The following is a 22,681-nucleotide window of genomic DNA, read 5'->3' as shown; positions in this document are numbered from 1 at the left end:
GGGACTTCACCTCTTCCGTAACATCCAATTTTGTACCAGCTGGTAGATGTGATGACTTAACTTGTCGGCATCATGACGCAGATAAGTCTTGAACAGAACAAGGGTATCTGCAACCACCTGATAGCCGGCACTTTCGAGTACATTCATATCCAGTACAACCGGTTTTGCTCCTTTTTCCGCATACTTATTCTGCACTTGCAGCGGAATATCACCATTATTTACGATAACGTAGTCGAAGAGCTGATGACCTATATGCTCGTGTACCGCCTTAAGGTGGTCACTTACCGTATAGTTATCCGTTTCGCCCGGCTGTGTCATAACATTACAGATAAACATCTTCACCGCATCAGCCTCTACCACAGCTTCTGCAAGCTTAGGCACAAGCAGATTGGGAAGAATGCTTGTATATAGGCTGCCTGGCCCGATCAGAATGGCGTCAGCTTGACGAATAGCCTCTACTGCCTCTGGCAACGGCTCCACGTGATCCGGTTCAAGGAAAACACGTTTGATGCGTCCGCCTGCCTCAGGGATTTTGGACTCACCTGTAATAATTGTGCCATCTTCCATCTCGGCATGCAACACAACGGCCTGCCCGGCTGCTGGCAATACCTCACCTCGAACGGCAAACACGCGGCTAAGCTCCCGCACTGCGGTCACAAAGTCGCCCGAAATATCCGTCATTGCAGCCAAAATCAAATTTCCCAAGCTGTGGCCTGCAAGCCCCGCGCCTGTATTGAAACGGTACTTCAACATATCTGAAAGCAATGGTTCTACATCAGCCAGTGCCGTAAGCACGTTGCGAATGTCGCCCGGAGGCGGCATCTGTAGCTCATTGCGCAGGATGCCTGAACTTCCACCGTCATCTGCAACCGTGACGATGGCCGTGATATCCAGCGGCTTCTCTTTCAAACCGCGTAACATCACGGATAATCCGGTTCCGCCGCCCATTACAACTATTCTCGGACGTTCTCTTCGTGGTCCGGCCTCTTTCATCCCTTCACCCTCTTCAATGACGGTCCCGGTCGGCGTCGCGATGGCTTACGGTGACAGCTTCTGTCTCGCTGCTTCCCAACATCTTGCCCAAATATTCCGATATCGCTACCGAACGATGCTTGCCTCCGGTACAGCCGATTCCAATAATAACCTGGCTTTTGCCTTCCTTCCGGTATTGCGGAATCAGGAAATGCAGCATATCCAGCAGCTTGGTCAGAAACGCCTGTGTCTCTGGCCACTTCATAACATATTCGTACACATCACTATTCTGTCCCGTATTCGGTCGTAAATGATCAATATAATGCGGATTCGGTAAAAAACGTACATCAAATACCAGATCAGCATCAATCGGAATGCCATATTTGAATCCGAACGACGTTATATTCACTGACAGCATTTGGCTTTCCAGATGAGAAAAGCGGGATATGATGCGTTCTTTCAGTTGGGCAGGCTTCATTGTACTTGTATTCAGTACCTGGGTAGCGGAGTTTTTGAGTTCCTCCAACATCTTGCGTTCCAGTCGGATGCCGTCCAGCGGCATGCCCTCAGGAGCCAGAGGATGTCTGCGCCTGCTTTCTTTATAACGCTGAACAAGCACAGAATCTGTAGCATCCAGGAATAAAATTTCGCAATGAATGGTAAAATGATCTTTAATATAGTTCAAAGACTCGGACAGAGCCGTAAAGAATTCACGCCCGCGCAGATCGATAACCAATGCAACCTTACCAATCTTGCCGTTAGACTGTTCAATTAGTTCCGCAAATTTTGGAATCAATACCGGTGGCAGATTATCCACACAGAAGAAACCCAGATCCTCCAGGCTTTGTACTGCAATGGTTTTACCTGCCCCGGACATGCCCGTAATGATAATGAGCGTGGCGCCTGTGCCTGGTGAGCCTTCACCTTCAAGCATAAATGTCCCCTCCTTATCATATTGCTGTCTTCATATATTGTTACGAGGTTACTAGGAACGCAAGAGAAGACCTGCCGCACCCACAATACCTGCATTATTCCCAAGTGTAGCTTCCAGAATCTGAACCCCATCTTGCAACGGTTCCGGTGTCAGCTTAGCAAATACGGTACGTATTTCATCGAACAAGAAATTGCCCGCTTTGGACACACCGCCACCAATGATGAACATCTCCGGGTTAATGACAGCCGCTACAGTAGCCATGGACTTGCCCAGGTAGAATGCTGCACGGTTTACAATACGCTGTGCTACTTCATCGCCTGCCTTAGCAGCATCGAATACTTCCTTGGCTGCAATCTTGTCGACGAGTGCCAGTGACGTATGATCACCACGTTCTACGGCATCCTTCGCCATACGGATAATTCCTGTCGCAGACGATACCGTTTCTACACATCCCATTTTACCACAGCCGCACTTGATGGCCTCCAGATCAGGAACCACACTGATATGACCCAGCTCTCCCGCCATACCCGAGAAGCCTTGATAGATGTTACCATTCAAGATCAAGCCTCCGCCGACGCCTGTACCGAGTGTATAACATACACAATTGTCTACGCCTTTGCCGGCACCTGCCCATACTTCACCCAGTGCTGCCACGTTTGCATCGTTATCTATTTTGATTGGCTTGCCCAGACGTTCTTCCAGAATCGAACGAATGGCCACATTCCGAAATCCGATGTTAGGGGCATGAACGATAATTCCCTCGCGTACATTCGTGAAACCGGCCACTCCAGCACCCACACCCTCAAGCTGTTCCCAACTGTATGGTGATTCGGCTACGATATGTCGGACATACTTCTCGATGTTGGCGATGACCGTGTCTACGCCCTTATCCACTTCAGTCGGTCCTTCATACGTATGCATTAGCTGACCTTGTTCATCGCATATACCGACCTTGATTGCTGTTCCGCCGAGATCGACCCCAACGTAGATTTTCTCAGACATGCTGCAAGCCACCTTTATCTATCTAAAATAGTTTAAGTCCTACGTACCAACTATAATTGAAGGATACGCCTGGGTCAAGACGATAAGACCTCGGATACATCTTGCTTTGACAGGGTTGTGAACCACATCACATAGCATTTATGAATACGTATACAATCTCATCACCTTCATTTATGAACGCACGCTTTGTTCCTTCCTCCATAGCAGAGGAAGCCTCAACTCATGATATTGCATCTCCCCTCGTTCCATTCATAAAAGATGATCATCGTCCCCTCAACGTGGTGTCCCATTTCACTCCACTAACCACCAGTCATTCTCACGCAGAGGACCATTGAATGACGTCACAGCCAACACAAAAGCGCCTTCCACAGATACAGATGGAAGGCGCCTTACTTTTATAAAATCAATGTTTTTCAATTGGATTGCACTCAGCCATTTTTCAGCTGTACGTCACAACTTCGACTCCACACGTACCGGCTCTTCTGTCTTCTCCATCTTGTTCACATCCAGAATATCGAGCAGGAAGACAAAGATCGGAATACCAATGATCAGTCCCCAGATTCCCAGGAAGTGTTGCGACAGAATCAGTACGATAAAGGTGTAGAACATTGGCAATTTGGTCTTGTGCGCCATCAATTTTGGATTCAGGAAGTACGTCTCCAAAGCATGAATTACAATAATCATGATGATCACAATAATGCTTAATTTCAGTCCACCCATCTGATACCCAATCAGACAGAGCGGTACCAGCGAGATGATAACCCCCGCAACGGGCACCAGACTGAGCAGGAACACCAGAATGGTCAGCGCGAACAGATATGGGAAACCCAGAATCCATAAGCCCAGAATGGTCAGCACTGTATTGAACACCGCAATCAGAAGCTGTGCCTCAATGACTTTACCAAAAGAAGAGACGAACTTATCTCCCAGATAAGCTACTTCATTATAGAACCATCCAATTTTACTTGTTTTGAACTTGGACGTGAACTTGGATATCTCCTGCTTCTGCAACAAGAAGAACAGACTCAGAATGATAACGAGCAGAATAAACTCCAGCCATTTGCTCAAAGCGAAAATATATTTCAATGCATCATTGGTGTAATTTTTGATATCGAAGGACTGAAGGTAACCCGCAATCTTGGAAGCAAAATTATCTCCATCTGCACTATCCAAAAATTTCATAATCTCGTTCGTTAACTGAACGACCTGATCCACGATCCGTGGTGAATATCTGGAGATACCGAGCACAATTACTGCGATAACAATCATATAGAGCAGGATAACCACAACTTTATAATTGATCGGAAACAACCGATTCAAACCACCTGTAATGAAATGCTGTAATCTGTTCATGACATACGTCACCAGGAACAACAGCAGAATCATGTGCAGCATACTCCCCATACTGAACAAAACCAAACAGAATAAGAGCAGGATCAAAAATCGTCTCACTGTCGCATTCTGTAGCCAATCTTTTATCATTTCCCCCAAAATCTTCACCTCACAGCTAATATGCCCCATATGTATACGAACTCATGCCCACTGTAGTTTCAAAAAAAGAGAAGCCTTCCGGCTTCTCTCATTACATGAGACTTCCCGTTGTCTCTTATTCCTAGCATATGCCCAACCTCACGCATGTCATGCTTATTTATCCAACGTTTCGCTCCAATCATGGATAATGCTTCCTTCAAGGAACTTCTCACAATCCATCGCGGCCATACATCCGGATCCTGCAGCCGTAATAGCTTGGCGATACTTCGTATCCTGAACATCACCACAGGCAAATACACCCGGTATATTGGTCTCCGTCGTTCCTGGTTTAACCACAACATAGCCATGTTCGTCCAGTGTGATCGCATTACCCAGAAATCCGGTATTTGGCGTGTGACCAATGGCAACGAATACGCCATCTGCTTCGAGCAACTCTTCCTGCCCCGTCTCGTTGTTGCGCACCTTCAGTCCTTTGACACCCATAGCTTCCGGTACGACTTCGAGTGGAGTACGGTTCAGCGCCCACTTCACCTTCTCATTGCTGCGAGCCCGATCCTGCATAATCTTGGATGCACGCAATTCATCCCGACGGTGAACCAATGTAACGTCTGTTGCAAAACGAGTCAGGAAGCTCGCTTCCTCCATGGCGGAGTCACCACCGCCCACAACCACGATCTTTTTGCCCCGGAAGAAGAAGCCATCACATGTCGCGCATGTGCTTACACCACGTCCCACATTTTCCTGCTCGCCCGGAATACCAAGATAACGAGCGGATGCACCCGTGGAGATAATGATCGATTCAGCTTCCAGTTCACCGATTCCTCCAACTTTGACCTTGAAAGGCGGTTTGCTGAAATCCACTTCTTCCACCCAACCATTTTTGAATTCGGCTCCAAAACGCTCAGCTTGCTTACGCATGTTGTCCATCAGTTCCGGACCCATGATACCTTGCGGGAAACCGGGGAAATTCTCAACTTCCGTTGTCGTCGTCAATTGACCACCCGGCTGAAGACCTTCGATAACCAGTGGTTTCAGATTAGCACGAGCCAGATATATCGCTGCTGTCAGACCCGCTGGTCCCGTTCCGATCACAATCGTTCTGTATTTAGACATATAGATACAGCCTCCTTAATTAAGGTGAGAATGTGTTGTACTAGCGATGAACTTGCCAAGATGATATCCTACAGGCATTTACAAGGCTCATTCGTTAAGTTTACCCGTTTTCCCGGTTGTTGTATCCTTCACCTCATGATGTCTTTCTGAAAACGAGTGAGGGCCAACTTTCTATACAAGTGGTGGATTGCTGTTACACACCGCATGAATCTGTTTAGCATACTTGCTAACCGTTGATGCCGATATCCCATACCGCTCAGCAATGCTTTGATAGGTAACGGGACGACTATGATTCTTCGCTGCCAAATATTCAAGTCCAGCAGCCCAACCCTCAATCTGTTTCGTGCCCGGAACCTCTGGATGTACACGGGATACATAATCCGTCCAGAGCCGTTCCATCTCTTGCTGCAACTCAGCCTTTGCTTCAGACATCTGTAATGCACGATCAACAACAGCCTGCCAATGGGAGGTCGAGCCAGTGTCCAATTGTTCTGATGTGGATTGAACCTTCCCAATGGACTTCAAGGCAACAGGAGAAAAGGGACGAACCACCTGAGTATTCCCATCCTCATGTTCAGCCGATTTCAATCCGTTCAGTACAGCTTGTGCTGCCTCAAGCAGATCCTGTTCTTCTCCCGGCTCTTCAATGAAGGATTGCAGAGCCTGCTGCACCTCATAATCACCGATCATTCCGAGCGCATGAATAACCTGTAGCTTGGTTGCCCGATCACCATGCCGCAGTGCCCAGAAGAACGATGAACGAATCAGTGGATCATTCTTCATTTCTTCAGGTATACCGTTACCATAGTTCTCCCACTGTCTGAACTGTTCATCGAAAGGCAGATGATAGTGATAACTTAGCTTCTCTGGTTCTTGCTCGCCTTGTTTTACAGCTTCAAGACCTGACAGATAATAACGGGATACTTCGGAACCCGGATCAAGCTTGGACACATGATGCCATAGACGCTCAGCAGCATCATAACGTTCTGTATTATAAGCCGCCACTGCTGCATAATGAGCAAGTGCCGGATCAGCAGCTGTCTCTTCATCCTTGAGCAAACGCCGGAAGTGAACATAAGCCGTATCGTGTTGGCCCAGAATTCCCATCGTTGTCGCGAGTTTGTAGACTTGTTCGTGCTGGAATGGCACGATGACCCGCAATTTTTTGATCAGAAGCAGCACTTGATCGGCCCGGTTCTCGTTTTGATGGAAAATGGCCAGATTACAGAGTGCATGCAGATTACCTGGTTCCTGTTCAAGCACTTCGGCAATGGTCTCTTTTGCTTTGGAAAACAGACCCATATAATAGTAGGCGAGTGCCAGATTGTTACGGGCAGCCAAGTAATCAGGATAATCAGAAGACATGCCTTCGAGCAATTCAGCAGCCTGTGCAAATTTCCCTTCTTCCAACAGTTCCCGTGCCTGGTCGTGCTCCACTACACCTTTACGTGATTTGATTCGATTCAGTTTGGTCGGACGATCCAGCTCATAGTACAGAAGCTCCATCATCTCTTCGGCCTCCGTCATGAACTGACCCTGGGTGTCCTCCTCCAGATAGGTAACAAGTGCTTGCTCGGCTTCCTCAAACCGATCCATATTTGCATAATTGTTCGCCATATAGAAATAACATTCCGTCATCGACGGATCTACCACTTCCAGCACGTTAGCCAGAATGGCATTGGAGGCTTCGTAATCCCCCTTCTCCGATAATATACCCGCCATATTACAATGATTTACCGGATTTTCCGGTTCGTATTCAACAGCTTTGCGAAAATATTTTAATGCCTTGTCAACATGATTACGGTCCAGCGAGCGGACAGCTCTTTCAAAGAAGAAAGAAGCATCCAAGTGAATCGGTATAATATTGGCAAGGTGTCCCTCAGCCCGCACTAGCTTGCCCTTCATCTTCCAAGGCACCTCCTCTTTGCATTTCATTCATACTCTCCAGTATACCACATCTTAAGACCCACTTCTCAATATGTAGTTTCATGTCGTTTATGAAAAAAATGCAAAAGAAAAGTGATATTCCATTTTGCAGGAAACATATCACCTTGGAGCGTTGTTTATTAAAAGGATACCTTTTTTGCCTAGAGACTCCCTCACTCACTTGCCACAAGATCTCTTTGCAGTATTGCATTAGTCCAATCCCGTCGGTCACGGAATGTCGTGTGTAATTATAAAAATAAAGGTACATCATTATTTTTTTAGGAGATGTTATATTGATGGTCTCGAAAATTAGACCACTTATATTCATCTTAATCTGCTTGTTTGCTTTGAATGGATGTTCGGAAGAGATAAAAAATGATGATAATCATTTTACACTTGATGAAGTAGTAACAGCGCTTGAGTCTCAAAACTTGAATTTAGTGTCCTTTGGTATAACCGGGTATCCTTTAAAATTAAATGATGTTGTGCCTGAGGTGTACTCCGTTGAAGTACCAGTGGAAGAAGAGCCTTATAGCCCTGAATTTTTACATTTCTATATTTTCAATTCAGAGAAAGATCGCATTAACGGGACCAAAGAATTCAATAAGCACATGGAAAATGCCCATTTCACAACGTTCCCTTTTCTATATGAGAAAGGAAATGCCCTTATCGTCTACTGGAGCAATACCAAAGATAATCCTCTATTCACCAAATCCATCGACACTGCGCTGGAGCAACTGCAATGATAGTTCAAGTCTACAGTATGAGACGTATCCTGAAATATCAAAATTCATGAAGTTCCATGGATTGAGCACATCATTGGGCATGTAACGAACGGTTCGCCGTAATCATTCGTAAAAAAAGAAGACCAAGCCCGCAGGCTCGGTCTTCTAAAGTTATAACTCCATACTCACGCCATCGAAGGCGAGAGTGAAATATGAATGGTTTTATCAAACGGTGTCATGAAATTGACCAGCACAACCTTGCACTTGTCCGGCAGTTTTGCCTCACGAACCGTTGCCGCCAGATGCCCAAGTTCGCCCCCGGTAATCTCTAGCCAGTCTTCTCCGCAGGTATAGCGTAACGTACCGCCTTTCCACAAATAGTGACCCTCACTTGTTTCCATCGCGTCCTCACAGGTCAACTCACCTTCGCTTCCGAATACAAAGGACAGCTGCATCATAATGTCCTCCGGTTCTTGCCCGGATAGATGCATGGTCCATCCATTTTCCGTTGGTTGCACTTCTGCGCCTACACGGAATGTCTGCTCATGAGTAAGCTGACGATTCTGATGAGGTAGCAAATACCATGGACTTATATCTGATGCAGCAGATTCCGGTAACAGATTCGCAGGAACTGGACCATAGTAGCCTTTCTTCTGCTCACCAGTCAAACGGTACCCTTCGGATAATCTGGTCATGTGCTGCATAGGGACATAACCCGGATTAAAGTATGAAGCCAGTTGCACAGCCAGCAGACGCACCTCACCATGACGAAGCGCGAAGAAAGAAGGAACTTCTGTCATCATGGTCACGCTAGTAGCACCATCCCGAATTCGGGCTACCGGAGCACCAAAATCCGTATGCATCCGACTGTGAGAGATCCGTCCGTGATGCCCTGCTGAATCCATCTGTCCCAGATAGTCTCCCCGTACAAAATGTTCATTCAGCATAACTTCGTATTGCTTCGGTAATGCATCACGTTCCTCATCCGGATGCTGAAGCTCAGGCTCAAGCATTAACCGAATGAGTGTATTCACCGAGCACACTCCCGGATCAGTCAATGTATCTCCCGCCCAGGCTGCCATCCCCGCAAAGAGTGGATCACCATCCAACCGCGCCAGAATGGCATACGGTAGGTAATAGGGTGACAGATCATGAACACTGCCCAGATCCTGTCGCCCTGAATAATCTGTAACAATCTCACCTGAAGGATGCACCAGGTACACCATCATGCGGAGATTAAGCCTCACCGGTTCCAGCAGTTCAGGACGATTGAGCAGGCGTGCGGCATGAATTAACATGATGTCGCTAACTGCGCTGTATATTCCGTTGCTTCGTTCGGTCCACTCCCCATCGGGTGTAATATCCATGCCTTCTGCCAGCCACTGCTCTGCGCGCTGCACAGCTTCCTCCAGACCAAAGATTTGATGCAGGGAACCGAGCGCCGCGCATAGCACCCAGCGATGATTCGGCGTATGACAACCACCTGTAAGCATCGTTGGAATCGTGCGTTCCAGAAACAGCCTCATGTTGGTCAGTACAGGTTGCAATGGCTCCCATTCTTGTTGCTGAAGTAACTGATACAACTGTGAATATCCCACAACGACAAATGCAGTGTCTGGAGGGGAGTGGTAATTAGTCCAGCCCGGAGATATTGAACCATCTTCATGCTGGAAGCGGAGTACATATTCCGTAGCTATCAGCAGTCGATCTAACAACGCCTCATCCCGATAATAGATGGAGTCCGGATTGGAGATCGCAGCCCCCCAGTAACACATATCCGTGGGCGTGCCCGTTGTGTGGTTGACCCAGGCAACACCTGTATAGGGATCGATGGTGCCTCCATAATAACGGCTTTCAGGATCAAGCATCTGCCGGGATATGCCTCTTTCTACCGCTCTGTCATTACTCTCCACCAGCTGTTTATACATGTGCAGTCCCTCCATACCAATGCATTCTCCCGATGTGCGGAGTATGTTGCTTCAGCGCCTTCAATTCAGAACGGAAGCATACTCACACCGCCCGTAGGTGAGTTCATTTTTTCTCGTCAGTATATACCATATACCGATTAAAGTCGCTAGAAAATACGTGCTTGTTTTACTTCATATTTACGGGTCTTTGTCACTGAGGAAAAAGTCGTTGAACACACGCTGTGAACACGCCCACTGTTTCCCCCATCACCACGCCTACTCTGTCACTCCAAGCTTCTTCATAAGCAAGTCATGACTCTCGTGAATCTCTTCTGCCGTACAGGCAGACTTCAACTCATACACCTTCACTTGTGCACGGCGGATCATCGGCAGATAGGCATCATAGAAATTCATATCCTTACTGTGTACATACGGGCACCAGTGATCAGAGAGACCGAGAGTCTCATGAATATGCACCCCTACGATATCATCCATCAGCCCCTGCATTTCTCCCACACTGTCATATAGGCCCATTCGATCCATCATGATGGCATGACCTGTATCGTACCAGATGCCAACCGGGGCCCCTTTGAGGGCCGTAATGATGGTCTTGGCTTCAGCAAGGGTAGGAATCTGTTGTGGTCTGGATCTCGTCTCGATGCCAAAACGGACATCCAGACCTTTGGCTGCCGCCCGATTGCACACTTCATCCAGACTGGCGATAATTTTCTCCACATACCTCGAACTGAGGGCTTCCCGCCGCTCCATCAATTCAGCCCACTTGCTGCGATACTTCGGTGAATCCGGACCTTCCTCGTTATAGATTTTTCCAAGATCTTTGCTGATATCCTCAGGGAAAGGTACCTCTCCGGGGTGTACAACAACAGCTTCTCCCCCATAACGCTGGGCATATTCAGCCGACTCTACCAGCAATTCGATCGCCCGCTTACGTTTCACTTCATCTTCGAAACCGAGCAGGATGGAATCCGTACCATAATCGGGATCAGGGTCATGTGGAAAGGTATTGTGGACACTAGAAATTCCGATCTCTCCACGCTCAATCATGGGCTCAATCGTCGTGAGCATCTCTTTCGTTACATTATAATTTAGCTCCACCCGGCGAAAGCCGAGATCTGCAATCTCCCGAATCATATTTTCTCCGACATCATGTTTTCGGATATTCCAGCATGTGGAGAACGAATATATTCCCTTATCTATGTGCTGCATCTGTTTTCCTTCTCCTTCCCAAAGGCTGGTACTTGCCCGGTAGTTTATATCAACCTTTTACCGCACCAAGCATGGCACCGCTGACGAAATATTTTTGCAACCAAGGATATACCAGTAGGATAGGTACCGTTGCAAAAACAACTGTAGCTGCCTTGAGACTTTCCGGAGTCAGTGGTGTGCGGTTAGCGCCTTCCATTAATGTAAGCTCACTCACCATGTTGTTTTGAACCATTTGGAAGAGCTTCAGTTGTAACGGATACAACTTGGGATCATTAATATACAACAGGGAATCCTGGAATCCATTCCAGCGACCAACCGCATAGAATAGAGCTAATGTGGCCAGTACAGGCATGGATAATGGGAGTATGATTTTGAATAGCGTGTGTACATGTGAGCTACCGTCAATTTCTGCTGATTCTTCCAGACTTTCTGGAATACCTCTGAAGAATGAGATCAGGATAATCAGGTTAAAAGGACTGACCAGTCCAGGCAGAATCAGTGCCCACACTGAATTAAGCATATTGAGATCACGAATGAGCAAATACTCGGGAATCATCCCGCCACTGAAGAACATCGTAATGATGATGACATACATGAAGAGCTTGCGCCCTTTCAATTTTTTCTTGGTTAACGGATATGCAGCAGCAAGTGTGAATAACATGCACAACACTGTGGTTACCACTGTCAGAATAGTCGTAAAACCCAGTGAATATAGCATGGATTGATCAGAGAATACTTGAACATACGCATTCCAGTTAAATTCTTTAGGAAAAATGGTCACTTCTCCCGAAGTAATAGCCCGGTTAGAACTTAGAGATATCGCAATGGTATGCAAAAATGGAGCTAGACAGAATATAACAAACAAACTGATAAAGGAGATATTAACGATATCAAAAATCCGATTTGAGGTGCGTTCACTCATATGCGCACAGCTCCTTTACTGATGGTCTATACATACAAGCCGATTGGCGTCTCTTCCGTTTATCTACAACCTACAAAATACCTTCACCCGTTGCTTTCTTTGAAATATAGTTAGATCCTAGCACGAATATGAGTCCTACCACTGCCTGGAACAGTCCAACGACAGTTGCCAGCGTGTATTGTCCTGATTCAAGACCAACTCTGTATACAAAGGTACTGAGTACATCGGAATATTCTCGCACGGCCGTATTACCAATGATATAAGGCCGATCAAAACCGATGCTGACCATATGTCCGAGATTAAGAATGAGCAAGGTCACAATGGTTGGTTTAATACTTGGCAACGTAATATGCCAGATTCTCTTCAGTCTTGAAGCTCCGTCAATCTCTGCAGCCTCAAACAATTCCTTGTTCACGCCAGTTAATGCCGCCAAATATAGAATGGTACCCCATCCTGCACTCTGCCAGACACCTGTGAACAGATATGTCACAAGCCATGGATTTTTTTCTGTCAAAAATGGTATTGAATTTAAGCCCAAACTCTCCAATACACCGTTAACCATACCGGATTGATTGCCGAACAATTGGTATACAATTCCCCCAATGATAACCCAGGAGATAAAGTGAGGAATGTATAGAATCGTTTGCGATAGTTTTTTAAACCATTTAAAACGAACTTCATAGAGCATGATGGCCAATAAAATTGGAGCAGGGAACGAAACAAGCAAGTCGAGGAAATTTAACATGAAGGTATTTCGTAATGTGGTGTAGAAGTCCCGCATTCCAAATACTTCACGGAAAGCATCGAAACCGATCCACTCACTCCCGTTAATGCCCTGAAACAAGTTGAAATCCTTAAAAGCGATCTGAACCCCGTACATTGGGCCGTAACGAAAGATCAAGAAGTAGATCAGGGGCAGTGAGATGAGCGCGTATAATTGCCAATACCTTTTCAAGTATGTGATGGTCAAATCGGTTTCCTCCTATCAACAAGAAACGGCTGTGCCGCCCATACTGGCGGCACACGTCCCTTCCAAAGTTATGCAGTGAATTACATATTTATTTAGTAATTACAAGATGAATCTGTTTATTTAATAGTGCTTACTGAAGTGCTGCTTCAAGCTCTTTCTTCAGTTCTGTGCCACCCAGTGACATGAAATCATTCATTTCTTTTTCATATACCGCTTCGAAGTCTGCCGGTTTAGCCATCGCAGTTTTCACAATAAGCACTTTCAACTTATCATTTAGCGCTGTACCATATTTAGATTCTGCTTCGATTGGTTTGCTGAAGATAACCGGGCCGATCGTATCCGTATTAGCAATATCAATGGACTGTCTCATCAGCTCTTGGTTACGTTCTGGGAAGCCTGCAATCCATGCGGCTTCATTGGCTGCCTGATCTCCAACAACTTTACCGTTAGCAATAATGGCCATGTCACCACCGTTGTAGACACGATCTTTGACATCCTGTGGTGCATCATCTTTAACAACTGGAACACCATCAACCATATCGAAATTTTCACCTTCAACACCTGTGTTTATCTCTAGCAGGTTCGTTCCAGAAGCCATCCAGTCCAGGTATTTCACTGCTTCAACCGAACGTTTGCTGCTTTTTGGAATCATGATGTACATACCGTTGCTACCATAGCGTGATTTGATGTGTTTATTGTCCACATTCGGGTTGGTGTAAGCGTCAACTGCTACAACTTTGCTATCCGGTACATTTTTGGACAAATTATCAAGCATACCATCTGCATACAGAATCTGACCTACGTCCTCAGACATGTAGCCGATATTACCGTTCTGGAAATCCTTGACCAATTGCGTTTTTTCTTCGTCAAGACTGAAGTCTTTGCTGATCAGACCTTCATTGTAAAGCTTATTAAGGAACTGCATCGCATCTTTGAACCCATCATGCAATGGTAGCTCGTAACGCTGACTGTACGTAAGTCCATCTTGTACGGGTTTAATAAATGAGTAAATCAATGTTTCATACTGGGCTGGGGCAAGTGCCATACCCATTGGGATGTTTTTGCTGCCCAGATTACCCGGATCTTTCTCTTTAAACGCTTTCAGCGTTTCATAAAGCTCATCTGTTGTTGTTGGAGCCTTCATTCCAACCTTGTCGAGCCAATCCTGACGGATATAGGAATTGTAGCGGGAAGTAATGGCACGTTTACCCGGAATAGCGAATTGCTGACCTTCAAGCTGACCAAATTTCAATAGGTCTTCGCCGAGATATTCTTTTAAGTTAGGCGCATGTTCATTAAGAAGTTCACCCACTTCAGTTAGACCACCTTGCTGAGCATAACGGTAGAACACACTGGAGTCGTATACAAACACAATATCTGGAACGTCGCTGGGGCTGGCCATTAACACGTTGAGCTTCGTTGTTTCTTCTGAACGTTGAACAGGTACGAATTGCACATCAATGTTATTCGGATCGCCGAATTTCTCTTGAACAAATTTAGTTAAATAGTTGTTAGTGATCGTATGTGGAGAAGGACTGTTACCACGATCGAAAACCTCCACTTTCAAAGTAACACGCTCACCATTCGTTGTTGCCCCGCCTTCTGCTGATTCTTTGTCTGATGCAGACGAGCACCCCGCAAGTAAGGACACTCCCATTACCATTGTAAGTGCCAGACCCATCCATTTCTTCTTACTCCCCTTGGTTGCTTTTCCAATCATTTTGTCATCCCCTTTTACTTTGCGTGAATGTTTAAGGCTTGCTCCGAGTATTCCACATCTTCGCGGACTCTAGCAATAAACCAGTTTCGGAAGCGCTTACAAACGGATTATGGTTTATATGCTACGCCTATTTTCGCAGACTGATTATTTTCCCAAAGCTATGCTGCTCTAGGCTTTGATGGCTCTCAACACCTTACGACTCAGAACTGCCTGTCCCCATTCGGATAAACCATTTTCACACACTGCCTATATTCGTAAACGGGGATAATCAGGAATATTAGCTTGTTATCCTGCGAAAACAGTTGCATCAATTTCTCCCAGCAGAGAGCTGTTCAACGAAAACAGGGAGAACCTCTGCAAGCCTGCTCTCCTGGTGGAAAGTGACTGCATGAAATTCACCCTGTGCTATCCTGATCTATAGATCTCAGAATAAGATCATCATTGCGTTACTCTTCGGGTTCTCGATGTTCTCGTTTCAAACGACGATAATCTCCTGGTGTGATACCCGTTACCCGTTTAAATACACGTCCTAATGTAATTCCATTCGCATACCCAACCTTCAGGGCAATATCCTGCAAAGAGTAATCGGTATTGAGCAGAAGCTGCTCCGTCTCCTTCATGCGAAGCTCTGTAACAAAATCAACAAACTTCATGTTGAATTCTGTCTTGAACAAATAACTCGCATGTTTGCCCGTAATCTGGAATCGGTCGCTCAGATGTTTCAAGGAAAGATCAGGATTCGCAAACTGTTCTTCAATATAATTTTTCATTTCGTTGACCATGGCTTTGTAACTCTTGGTTTCCGTTACCGCTACATAGGTTCGGAACAAGTCCGTCAGACCATCGAACAAAAGACTTTTCACATCCGTAAGCGTCTCTGCCTCTTCCACAGCGCTTAACCATCTGTTGATGTTTTCTTCAGACAGCTCTTCCTGAAGCCCTTCCGACATCATAGCCACCTCTCGGCTGAGCATCTGTAACATGGCTTGAATCAGAGAACGAATCTCGTCATCCGGCAATTTGTTCTGTTCAAATGCGGTAAAGATCTCCTCCAACTGTTCCCGCCACTGTCCACTCGACATCCGGAACCGCTTAACAAAGTCCGCAATCATCTGCAGATAAGTATAGGTATCCAGCAAAGGATGCTGTGGTTCACCGCAGTCGGCTTGGCCGACATCTCCGTTCATCAAAAGTTTACGTTGCATTACCGCTTCTGCTGCCGCATAAGAACTTCTTATTGCACCGATTCCCTGAGCAATAGGTCCAATGCCAAAGCTTAAGGAAATGCGCAGATTTTGTTCCACCCAAGATTTGCATTCCTCAGCTACAACCCGAATCTGACCAGACATGTCCAAGTTGTTATTACTCTGTTCTTTGAACACAAAAAGGATTGCAATTTGATCTACACTAATCCATTCCGTCCAGCATTGTACTCCGGTATTACGTGACAGCTCTTGCAAAACATTCATCAAGGCAAACTTCAGCGTATTTTGTTCACCTCTCGTATACCTCTCCTGGAACCCCTTCTCATAACGATTAATCTCTCCAACAACAACGATAAAGCGTGACGATTCATGCACGTCATTCAGTGGAGAGAGCTCTGTTAATTGCTCTTCTGCATTTTCGATGTGTTCACCGTGCAATAGGGCATTGAACAACTTACTGCGCTGCATGAGTATATTTTCCCTGCTTTTCTTGTCATAATCCATCATGTGATTAATCAGATTCTCAAGTACACCGTCAATCATCTTCATCTCATCCGTACGAGCCCCCGAGTGTTCAAACGCTCGAATCTGATGAGACTCAATTCGGTTCATGATGATCTGAATGGGTTTATAGTTACGACGAGTAATATACACGATATACACAATTGCACAGATAACCGTCACAATCGCAATGATTACCCATACATAAGACACGACAGATACCCAGCCAAATAAGTTACCGGCCTTGATTCCACTGGATATGGTCCATCCCAGTCTTTCTAATGATAGCCTGTTCAGTTCCTGACCATCTATCGAGCCCTCTTGGTCCGAGTGTGCATTATACACAACCTTACCTTCCCGATCAGTAATCGTCAGGAATGAGAGCTGACCATTAACCATACTATCTACGCTCTGTTCAATACTGCTCATCTTGATATTAATGACCAATGTGCCCTGAGAGCCAAAAGGCAAAGGCATGTCCTTGTTCACGGTTAATACGCGAATCGGGGTACGTTGAGAAGAGTCCGTATCGAATTCCCGGACAGGTTGCCACCCTGAACCGATAGAACCGGTACCCATCTGGTCAATCCATGCCTTATCCGAGAAACCTTCCGCTTCTCTGGAGCCACTTACGGTCAGAACATGTTTATTTCGCTTGTCATATAGATAGATGGATTGAATCCATGAGGACGAATTCGTTAGCTCCCGTAAACTCTGTGCAATTGCATACACTGTGTCCGAGCTGTTCTGGTTTCTGTTACTAAAATAGAGTCTGTATGCCTGCTGACTCTGTACCGTTTCCAAAATGGATAGTTCAATCCCCCTGATTGTACGATCCACCGTGTCTATCATATAACTGGAGGAGATCCGGTCTGCTTTTTTTGTTTCCTCTTTAGAGATGTCATTGATGAAAACAAACGCGATGAAAATGAGTATGGTCACCGTAAGAAAAAAAATTGGGAAATAAGAGAACAGTAACCGGTAGTACCAATTACGAGACAATAGACCCCACTCCTCACTCCACGATGCCAATGTTCTCAGCCGTGGTTCTACTGTTCAGCATCCATCTCACCTTGAGGGCTGAATACTATAATGATAACGCTATCATAACTGATTTTATGTTATTATAGCACATGCCTCGGAGCAGCAATGCAAGAATTGAATTCCAAGAGCCAAAACAAAAAAACCGTGCTGAGCAGACAACAACTCAGACACGGAACACTTTATCTGGCAGCACACCGTTATATCCTCGATGCACTAAATGCCAGAATCCTTAAACAATGTGGCCATGGAGCCACCATCCACAATAATGCGTACGGCGCGAGCCAGCATTGGCGCAACAGGTAACACTTTGAAGCATTCGGGGTGGTCATCTGGCAGTGCGATCGAATCCGTAACTACCACCTCTTCAATTGACGGGTGATTCAACTTACTTACTGCTCCATCGGAGAACAATCCGTGAGTTGCACATACATATACGTTTTTGGACCCGCGTTCCTTCAACCCTTCCACCACATTCAGAATGGTTGTTCCGGTGTCGATCAGATCCTCAATAATAATCGGGGTCCGTCCTTCTACATCACCAATGACATGGGTAATCACGGATTCATTATGGCTTGGACGTTTCTTGATCATAATGGCAAACGGGGAATCCAGACGATTGGCCAGCTTCTCTGCCATTGATGCTCTTCCCGCATCAGGGGACACAACGACAGGGTTCTCAATACCTTTGCTCAACAGATAATCACTAATCAGATCCAGCGATGTCATGTGATCAACTGGAATGTTGAAGAATCCCTGAATGGCCGCTGCGTGCAGGTCGATCGTTACCACGCGATTGGCGCCAGCCGTAGTTAATACATCGGCTACCATCTTGGCCGAGATCGGCTCCCGTGGAGCAGATTTACGCTCTTGACGCGCATAACCATAATACGGAACAATGATGTTCACAGTGCGTGCTGAAGCCCTCTTTGCGGCATCAATCATCACCAACAGCTCGACAAACAGCTCATTGATCGGATGAGACAACGACTGTACCAGAAACACATCACAATTACGGATCGTTTCTTCATAATGAACGTATATTTCTCCGCTCTTGAACCTGGACAGCTTGATCTTGCCCAGTTGTACACCCAGCTTGTCACATACTTGTTCTGCCAGCTTAGGGTTCGATGAACCGGAAAAAATACGTAACGAATGCTGCATAATGCCCTCCCGAGGGTTGAAGCCCCTATATAATCCCTTATCTAAAAGGTTATTTCCTACCCTCATTATACTCCACTGGCTTCTACATTTAAAGGAATGAACGAGCGATGACGGCCTTCAAAAACAGCGACTTCCGTACAGCCCAACTCATGTAAAAGTGCTTCAGCTTCAGGCAAATAATCCCCCAGCTTCAGTGGATCATGCGCATCAGAACCCATGGTTAATGGAATGCCCAATCGAATGGCCTCCGTCAGCATTCTGCGACTAGGGAACATCTCGGCGCAAGGCTTCGATAACCCGGAAGCATTCAGCTCCATGGCGCAGCCACTTGTTGCAATAGCCTGCAGCGCTGCGTTCTCCAGTGAGATACGTTCTTCTGTTTGCTCCTCTGAAGGAACATAGCCGAACCGTTTAATGACATCCGTATGGCCCATAATGTCGTACAGGCCCGTCGTAGCTGCCTTACTCACGGCATCATAGTACTGACGATATACTTCAAGGATGTCTTTGCCCTCCCAGTGATGGGTCTGGCGAAAATCCGTAATGTCCCATTCCCCGAGGAAATGAACGGAGCCAATCACATAATCCCAAGGATAACGCTCAATGATTGCACGAATCTCTGTTTCCCAGCCTTCAATATAGTCACCTTCCAGACCAACACGTACGTCAATCTGCCCACGGTAACGTTCTTTCAGGGAGAAACACTCCTCTACATAACGCGGCAGTTCATCCATAGGCATCGCCATTTCCGGATAATATTGAGCTGGATCGACATGCAGCAATGGCATGTGATCGGACAATCCAATCTGGGATAGTCCAATCTCCACACCACGCTGTACATACTCTTCCAGTTTGCCAACGGCATGTCCACACCGCTCATGGTGTGTATGGTAGTCTATACGCACGAAACTCGCCTCCTAATCGCGGCGAGGCCGTTCATGACGGCGGCTCAGCTCTGACATAATGTCGTCCAGTGGCAGCTTGCGCTCTTGTAACAGGACGAGCAGGTGATACATCAGGTCACTGACTTCCAGGCGAAGCTCGTCATTATCTTTATTTTTGGCGGCGATAATCGTCTCGGACGCTTCTTCACCGATTTTTTTCAATATTTTATCTACACCTTTATCAAACAAATAGGTTGTATATGCACCCTCAGGGCGTTCACGTTCACGCTCTGCAATAACGGACTCCAGTTCAGCCAATACCTCAAAGCGACTTTCGGAATCCGAATTTGCAGAAGCAGATGCCTCACCGGCTTTATCCGGAGCCTTGTCTGTCGATTTCTCTGGCAAACCAATGATCTCATTATGGAAACATGTTACCGCACCTGTATGGCAGGCAGGACCGTTCGGCTTGACCTCAACCAACAAGGTATCACCATCACAATCATATTTCAGGGAAGTAATGGTCTGCACGTTGCCAGATGTTGCCCCTTTATGCCACAGCTCTTGACGCGAGCGTGACCAGAACCAGGTTTCACCGGATTCAAGCGACAACTTCAGTGATTCGCGATTCATATAAGCCATCATCAAAACTTCTCGAGTATCCACATCCTGCACAATGGCAGGAACCAAACCATCACTCCAACGAATGTGTTCCACAACCTGTTCCAAGGACAACTGTTCCTTGATTTCATCGCTCACTTTAGTCACGGATCTCCACCCCTTGTTCTCTCAAATGTTGTTTTAACGCCGGTACGGCGATTTCTTTGTAATGGAAAATCGTTGCGGCCAGACCTGCATCCGCTTTGCCCGTGGTGAATACATCATAGAAATGAGATTCCTTGCCCGCACCGCCCGATGCGATGACTGGTATACGCACAGATTCAGATACCGCGGCTGTCAGCTTCAGATCGAAACCGTCTTTTGTTCCGTCCGCGTCCATACTGGTTAGCAGAATCTCTCCCGCGCCCAAGCTCTCAGCCTGTTTAACCCATTCCAACGCCTTGATGCCGGAGGGTTTACGTCCACCATGTGTATAGACCTCCCACTCGCCCCAAGCTTCGTTATACTTGGCATCGATCGCTACCACGATACACTGCGAGCCAAAGCGGCGTGCACCATCGGCAATCAACTGCGGATTAAGTACCGCTGCTGTATTCACTGCAATTTTGTCCGCTCCTGCCCGGAGAATCCGCTTCATGTCCTCCACCTTGGAGATGCCTCCACCTACCGTAAAGGGAATAGCAATCTCGCCAGCCGTCTGCCGCACGACTTCTTCCATCGTTTCGCGACCTTCTACCGAAGCGGAGATATCGAGAAATACCAATTCGTCCGCGCCTTCGCGGTCATATAGCGCCGCCAGCTCTACCGGATCACCCGCATCGCGGAGATTGACGAAGTTGACGCCTTTGACGACCCGGCCGTCCTTCACGTCCAGACAGGGGATGATTCTTTTTGCCAGCATGCTACCTCTTCCTCTCTATCCGAATATCCCTTACTTATTTACTGCACGTACCGCTTCAGACAGATCGATGCTTCCTGTATACAGTGCTTTACCCACGATCGCTCCACCAACACCATCATCGGCGTGACGACTCAGACGAAGCAGATCATCCATTACACTCACACCACCGGAAGCAATAACGGTCCGTCCGCTTGCCTTGGCTAGAGACACAATCGCTTCCACATTAGGACCCTGCATCATACCATCACGGGAAATATCCGTAAAGATAAACGTTTCTGCCCCATACGCCGCCAATTCCTTCGCGAGTACCTCTGCCTGTACTTCCGATGTTTCAAGCCATCCGCGGGTTGCCACGTAACCATTACGAGCGTCGATGCCAATTGCCACTTTGTCGCCGTAACGTCCCAGTACTTCCTCTGTAAAAGCACGATCCTCAATGGCCGCTGTTCCAATGATCAGCCGGCTAACACCCAGACCCAGCAATCGCTCTACATCCGCTACTGTACGAAGTCCGCCGCCTACCTGAACAGGTACGTTCACAGCCGAGGCAATGCGACCGATCAGCTCATCGTTAACAGGATGACCTGCTTTGGCACCATCCAGATCCACCAGATGCACATATGTACCGCCTTGCTTCTCCCAGGATAGAGCCACTTGAACCGGGTCATCGTTGTACACGGTCTCCTGATTATAATCTCCCTGCACCAGTCTTACACATTTGCCGTCCCGGATATCAATCGCCGGATATAGGATAAAAGATGACATACAAGGCCTCCTGAATATGAATTAGATTTGTACGCTTTCTATAGTTAAGAAGAGATGATTGTTTTACCGTTGTACAGGCGCTCCTGTCAGAGCCAAAAAGTTGCCGAGCAGCTTCATGCCAAGCTCTCCGCTTTTCTCCGGGTGGAATTGCATGCCGAAGTTGGATCCTCTGCCTACAATGGCTGTCACCGGATGTCCGTAATCCGTTACCGCCAGCAGATCGTCCCTGTTGTCCGTAAGCGCATGATAGGAATGCACGAAATAGACGTGACCTGCCTCAAGCCCCGTAAATAGCGGATTTTCCGCGTGCAGGAATTCCAGACGGTTCCATCCCATATGAGGAACCTTCAGTTCTCCGGGTGCAAAACGCACCACTTTACCTGGCAATATATCCAGTCCCTCATGTTCGCCATGCTCCTCACTTGAGCTGAACAACAACTGCATCCCCAGACAGATACCGAGCAGTGGCTTGGACCCTGCAGCGGCTTCTTTCACCACCGTATCCAGTCCACTCTCCCGCAAATGAACCATCGCATCACCAAAAGCACCTACGCCTGGCAGAATGACACCATCTGCGCCAAGAATCTCTTCCCGGTCACCCGTGACCAGCGCTTCGTAGCCAAGACGTTCGACCGCTTTGCCGACGCTGTGCAGGTTACCCATACCGTAATCGACAATTGCAATCGCCAT

Annotated in this window: 19 protein-coding genes; 1 reads left to right on the top strand and 18 read right to left on the bottom strand. The window is 46.8% G+C overall.

Going from position 1 to position 22,681, the window contains the following annotated elements; translation table 11 throughout:
* Positions 1 to 6: 6 nt before the first annotated feature.
* The 6 genes from MKZ12_RS00875 to MKZ12_RS00850 form a co-directional block, all read right to left on the bottom strand.
* Positions 7 to 993, bottom strand: coding sequence for a YvcK family protein (locus MKZ12_RS00875; protein ID WP_017691250.1), 987 nt, complete (start codon positions 991 to 993; stop codon positions 7 to 9).
* 13 nt (positions 994 to 1,006) lie between these two features.
* Positions 1,007 to 1,906 carry an RNase adapter RapZ gene (gene rapZ, locus MKZ12_RS00870; protein ID WP_017691251.1) on the bottom strand — a complete coding sequence of 300 codons (900 nt, stop codon included), beginning with the start codon at positions 1,904 to 1,906 and terminating at the stop codon, positions 1,007 to 1,009.
* A 51-nt stretch (positions 1,907 to 1,957) separates the two neighbouring features.
* Positions 1,958 to 2,908 carry an ROK family glucokinase gene (locus tag MKZ12_RS00865; RefSeq protein WP_017691252.1) on the bottom strand — a complete coding sequence of 317 codons (951 nt, stop codon included), beginning with the start codon at positions 2,906 to 2,908 and terminating at the stop codon, positions 1,958 to 1,960.
* Between the two features lie 450 nt (positions 2,909 to 3,358).
* On the bottom strand, positions 3,359 to 4,390 hold the full coding sequence (locus MKZ12_RS00860; RefSeq protein ID WP_124118318.1) for an AI-2E family transporter: 1,032 nt from the start codon (positions 4,388 to 4,390) through the stop codon (positions 3,359 to 3,361).
* A 162-nt stretch (positions 4,391 to 4,552) separates the two neighbouring features.
* Positions 4,553 to 5,512: a thioredoxin-disulfide reductase gene (gene trxB / locus MKZ12_RS00855; protein WP_339239014.1), complete on the bottom strand. Its 960-nt coding sequence runs from the start codon at positions 5,510 to 5,512 to the stop codon at positions 4,553 to 4,555.
* A 171-nt stretch (positions 5,513 to 5,683) separates the two neighbouring features.
* Positions 5,684 to 7,417 carry a tetratricopeptide repeat protein gene (locus MKZ12_RS00850; RefSeq protein WP_339258239.1) on the bottom strand — a complete coding sequence of 578 codons (1,734 nt, stop codon included), beginning with the start codon at positions 7,415 to 7,417 and terminating at the stop codon, positions 5,684 to 5,686.
* 317 nt (positions 7,418 to 7,734) lie between these two features.
* On the opposite strand from MKZ12_RS00850, the gene MKZ12_RS00845 reads away from it, so the two are divergent.
* Positions 7,735 to 8,184 (top strand): hypothetical protein, encoded by a 450-nt coding sequence (locus MKZ12_RS00845; protein ID WP_339258237.1) that lies wholly within the window; start codon positions 7,735 to 7,737, stop codon positions 8,182 to 8,184.
* 164 nt (positions 8,185 to 8,348) lie between these two features.
* Here MKZ12_RS00845 and MKZ12_RS00840 read toward each other — a convergent pair whose 3' ends face one another.
* The 12 genes from MKZ12_RS00840 to hisH form a co-directional block, all read right to left on the bottom strand.
* The gene (locus MKZ12_RS00840; RefSeq protein ID WP_339258235.1) at positions 8,349 to 10,091 is read right to left on the bottom strand and encodes a hypothetical protein; all 1,743 of its coding nucleotides are present in this window, start codon (positions 10,089 to 10,091) and stop codon (positions 8,349 to 8,351) included.
* 255 nt (positions 10,092 to 10,346) lie between these two features.
* Positions 10,347 to 11,297 carry a TIM barrel protein gene (locus MKZ12_RS00835; protein ID WP_339258233.1) on the bottom strand — a complete coding sequence of 317 codons (951 nt, stop codon included), beginning with the start codon at positions 11,295 to 11,297 and terminating at the stop codon, positions 10,347 to 10,349.
* Between the two features lie 49 nt (positions 11,298 to 11,346).
* Positions 11,347 to 12,219: a carbohydrate ABC transporter permease gene (locus MKZ12_RS00830; protein WP_339239009.1), complete on the bottom strand. Its 873-nt coding sequence runs from the start codon at positions 12,217 to 12,219 to the stop codon at positions 11,347 to 11,349.
* A 70-nt stretch (positions 12,220 to 12,289) separates the two neighbouring features.
* The gene (locus MKZ12_RS00825) at positions 12,290 to 13,189 is read right to left on the bottom strand and encodes an ABC transporter permease subunit (RefSeq protein ID WP_339239008.1); all 900 of its coding nucleotides are present in this window, start codon (positions 13,187 to 13,189) and stop codon (positions 12,290 to 12,292) included.
* Between the two features lie 130 nt (positions 13,190 to 13,319).
* Positions 13,320 to 14,909, bottom strand: coding sequence for an extracellular solute-binding protein (locus tag MKZ12_RS00820; protein ID WP_339239007.1), 1,590 nt, complete (start codon positions 14,907 to 14,909; stop codon positions 13,320 to 13,322).
* 446 nt (positions 14,910 to 15,355) lie between these two features.
* The gene (locus MKZ12_RS00815) at positions 15,356 to 17,617 is read right to left on the bottom strand and encodes a helix-turn-helix domain-containing protein (RefSeq protein ID WP_339239006.1); all 2,262 of its coding nucleotides are present in this window, start codon (positions 17,615 to 17,617) and stop codon (positions 15,356 to 15,358) included.
* A 255-nt stretch (positions 17,618 to 17,872) separates the two neighbouring features.
* Positions 17,873 to 18,820, bottom strand: coding sequence for a ribose-phosphate pyrophosphokinase (locus MKZ12_RS00810; protein WP_036616184.1), 948 nt, complete (start codon positions 18,818 to 18,820; stop codon positions 17,873 to 17,875).
* 65 nt (positions 18,821 to 18,885) lie between these two features.
* Positions 18,886 to 19,725 carry a histidinol-phosphatase HisJ gene (hisJ, locus tag MKZ12_RS00805; RefSeq protein WP_339258231.1) on the bottom strand — a complete coding sequence of 280 codons (840 nt, stop codon included), beginning with the start codon at positions 19,723 to 19,725 and terminating at the stop codon, positions 18,886 to 18,888.
* Between the two features lie 12 nt (positions 19,726 to 19,737).
* Entirely contained in the window at positions 19,738 to 20,463 is a 726-nt protein-coding gene (hisIE, locus tag MKZ12_RS00800; protein WP_339261268.1) for a bifunctional phosphoribosyl-AMP cyclohydrolase/phosphoribosyl-ATP diphosphatase HisIE, read from the bottom strand.
* A 1-nt stretch (position 20,464) separates the two neighbouring features.
* On the bottom strand, positions 20,465 to 21,226 hold the full coding sequence (gene hisF, locus MKZ12_RS00795; protein ID WP_017691268.1) for an imidazole glycerol phosphate synthase subunit HisF: 762 nt from the start codon (positions 21,224 to 21,226) through the stop codon (positions 20,465 to 20,467).
* 30 nt (positions 21,227 to 21,256) lie between these two features.
* Positions 21,257 to 21,991 (bottom strand): 1-(5-phosphoribosyl)-5-[(5-phosphoribosylamino)methylideneamino]imidazole-4-carboxamide isomerase, encoded by a 735-nt coding sequence (hisA, locus tag MKZ12_RS00790; RefSeq protein WP_047841450.1) that lies wholly within the window; start codon positions 21,989 to 21,991, stop codon positions 21,257 to 21,259.
* 63 nt (positions 21,992 to 22,054) lie between these two features.
* Positions 22,055 to 22,681: an imidazole glycerol phosphate synthase subunit HisH gene (hisH, locus tag MKZ12_RS00785; RefSeq protein ID WP_339258229.1), complete on the bottom strand. Its 627-nt coding sequence runs from the start codon at positions 22,679 to 22,681 to the stop codon at positions 22,055 to 22,057.

The organism is Paenibacillus sp. FSL R5-0713 (assembly GCF_037973325.1).
In the GTDB taxonomy this organism is placed as follows: Bacteria; Bacillota; Bacilli; order Paenibacillales; family Paenibacillaceae; genus Paenibacillus.
The sequence above is the reverse complement of the archived record's forward strand: the minus strand, read 5'-3'. Positions and strand labels throughout refer to the sequence as shown.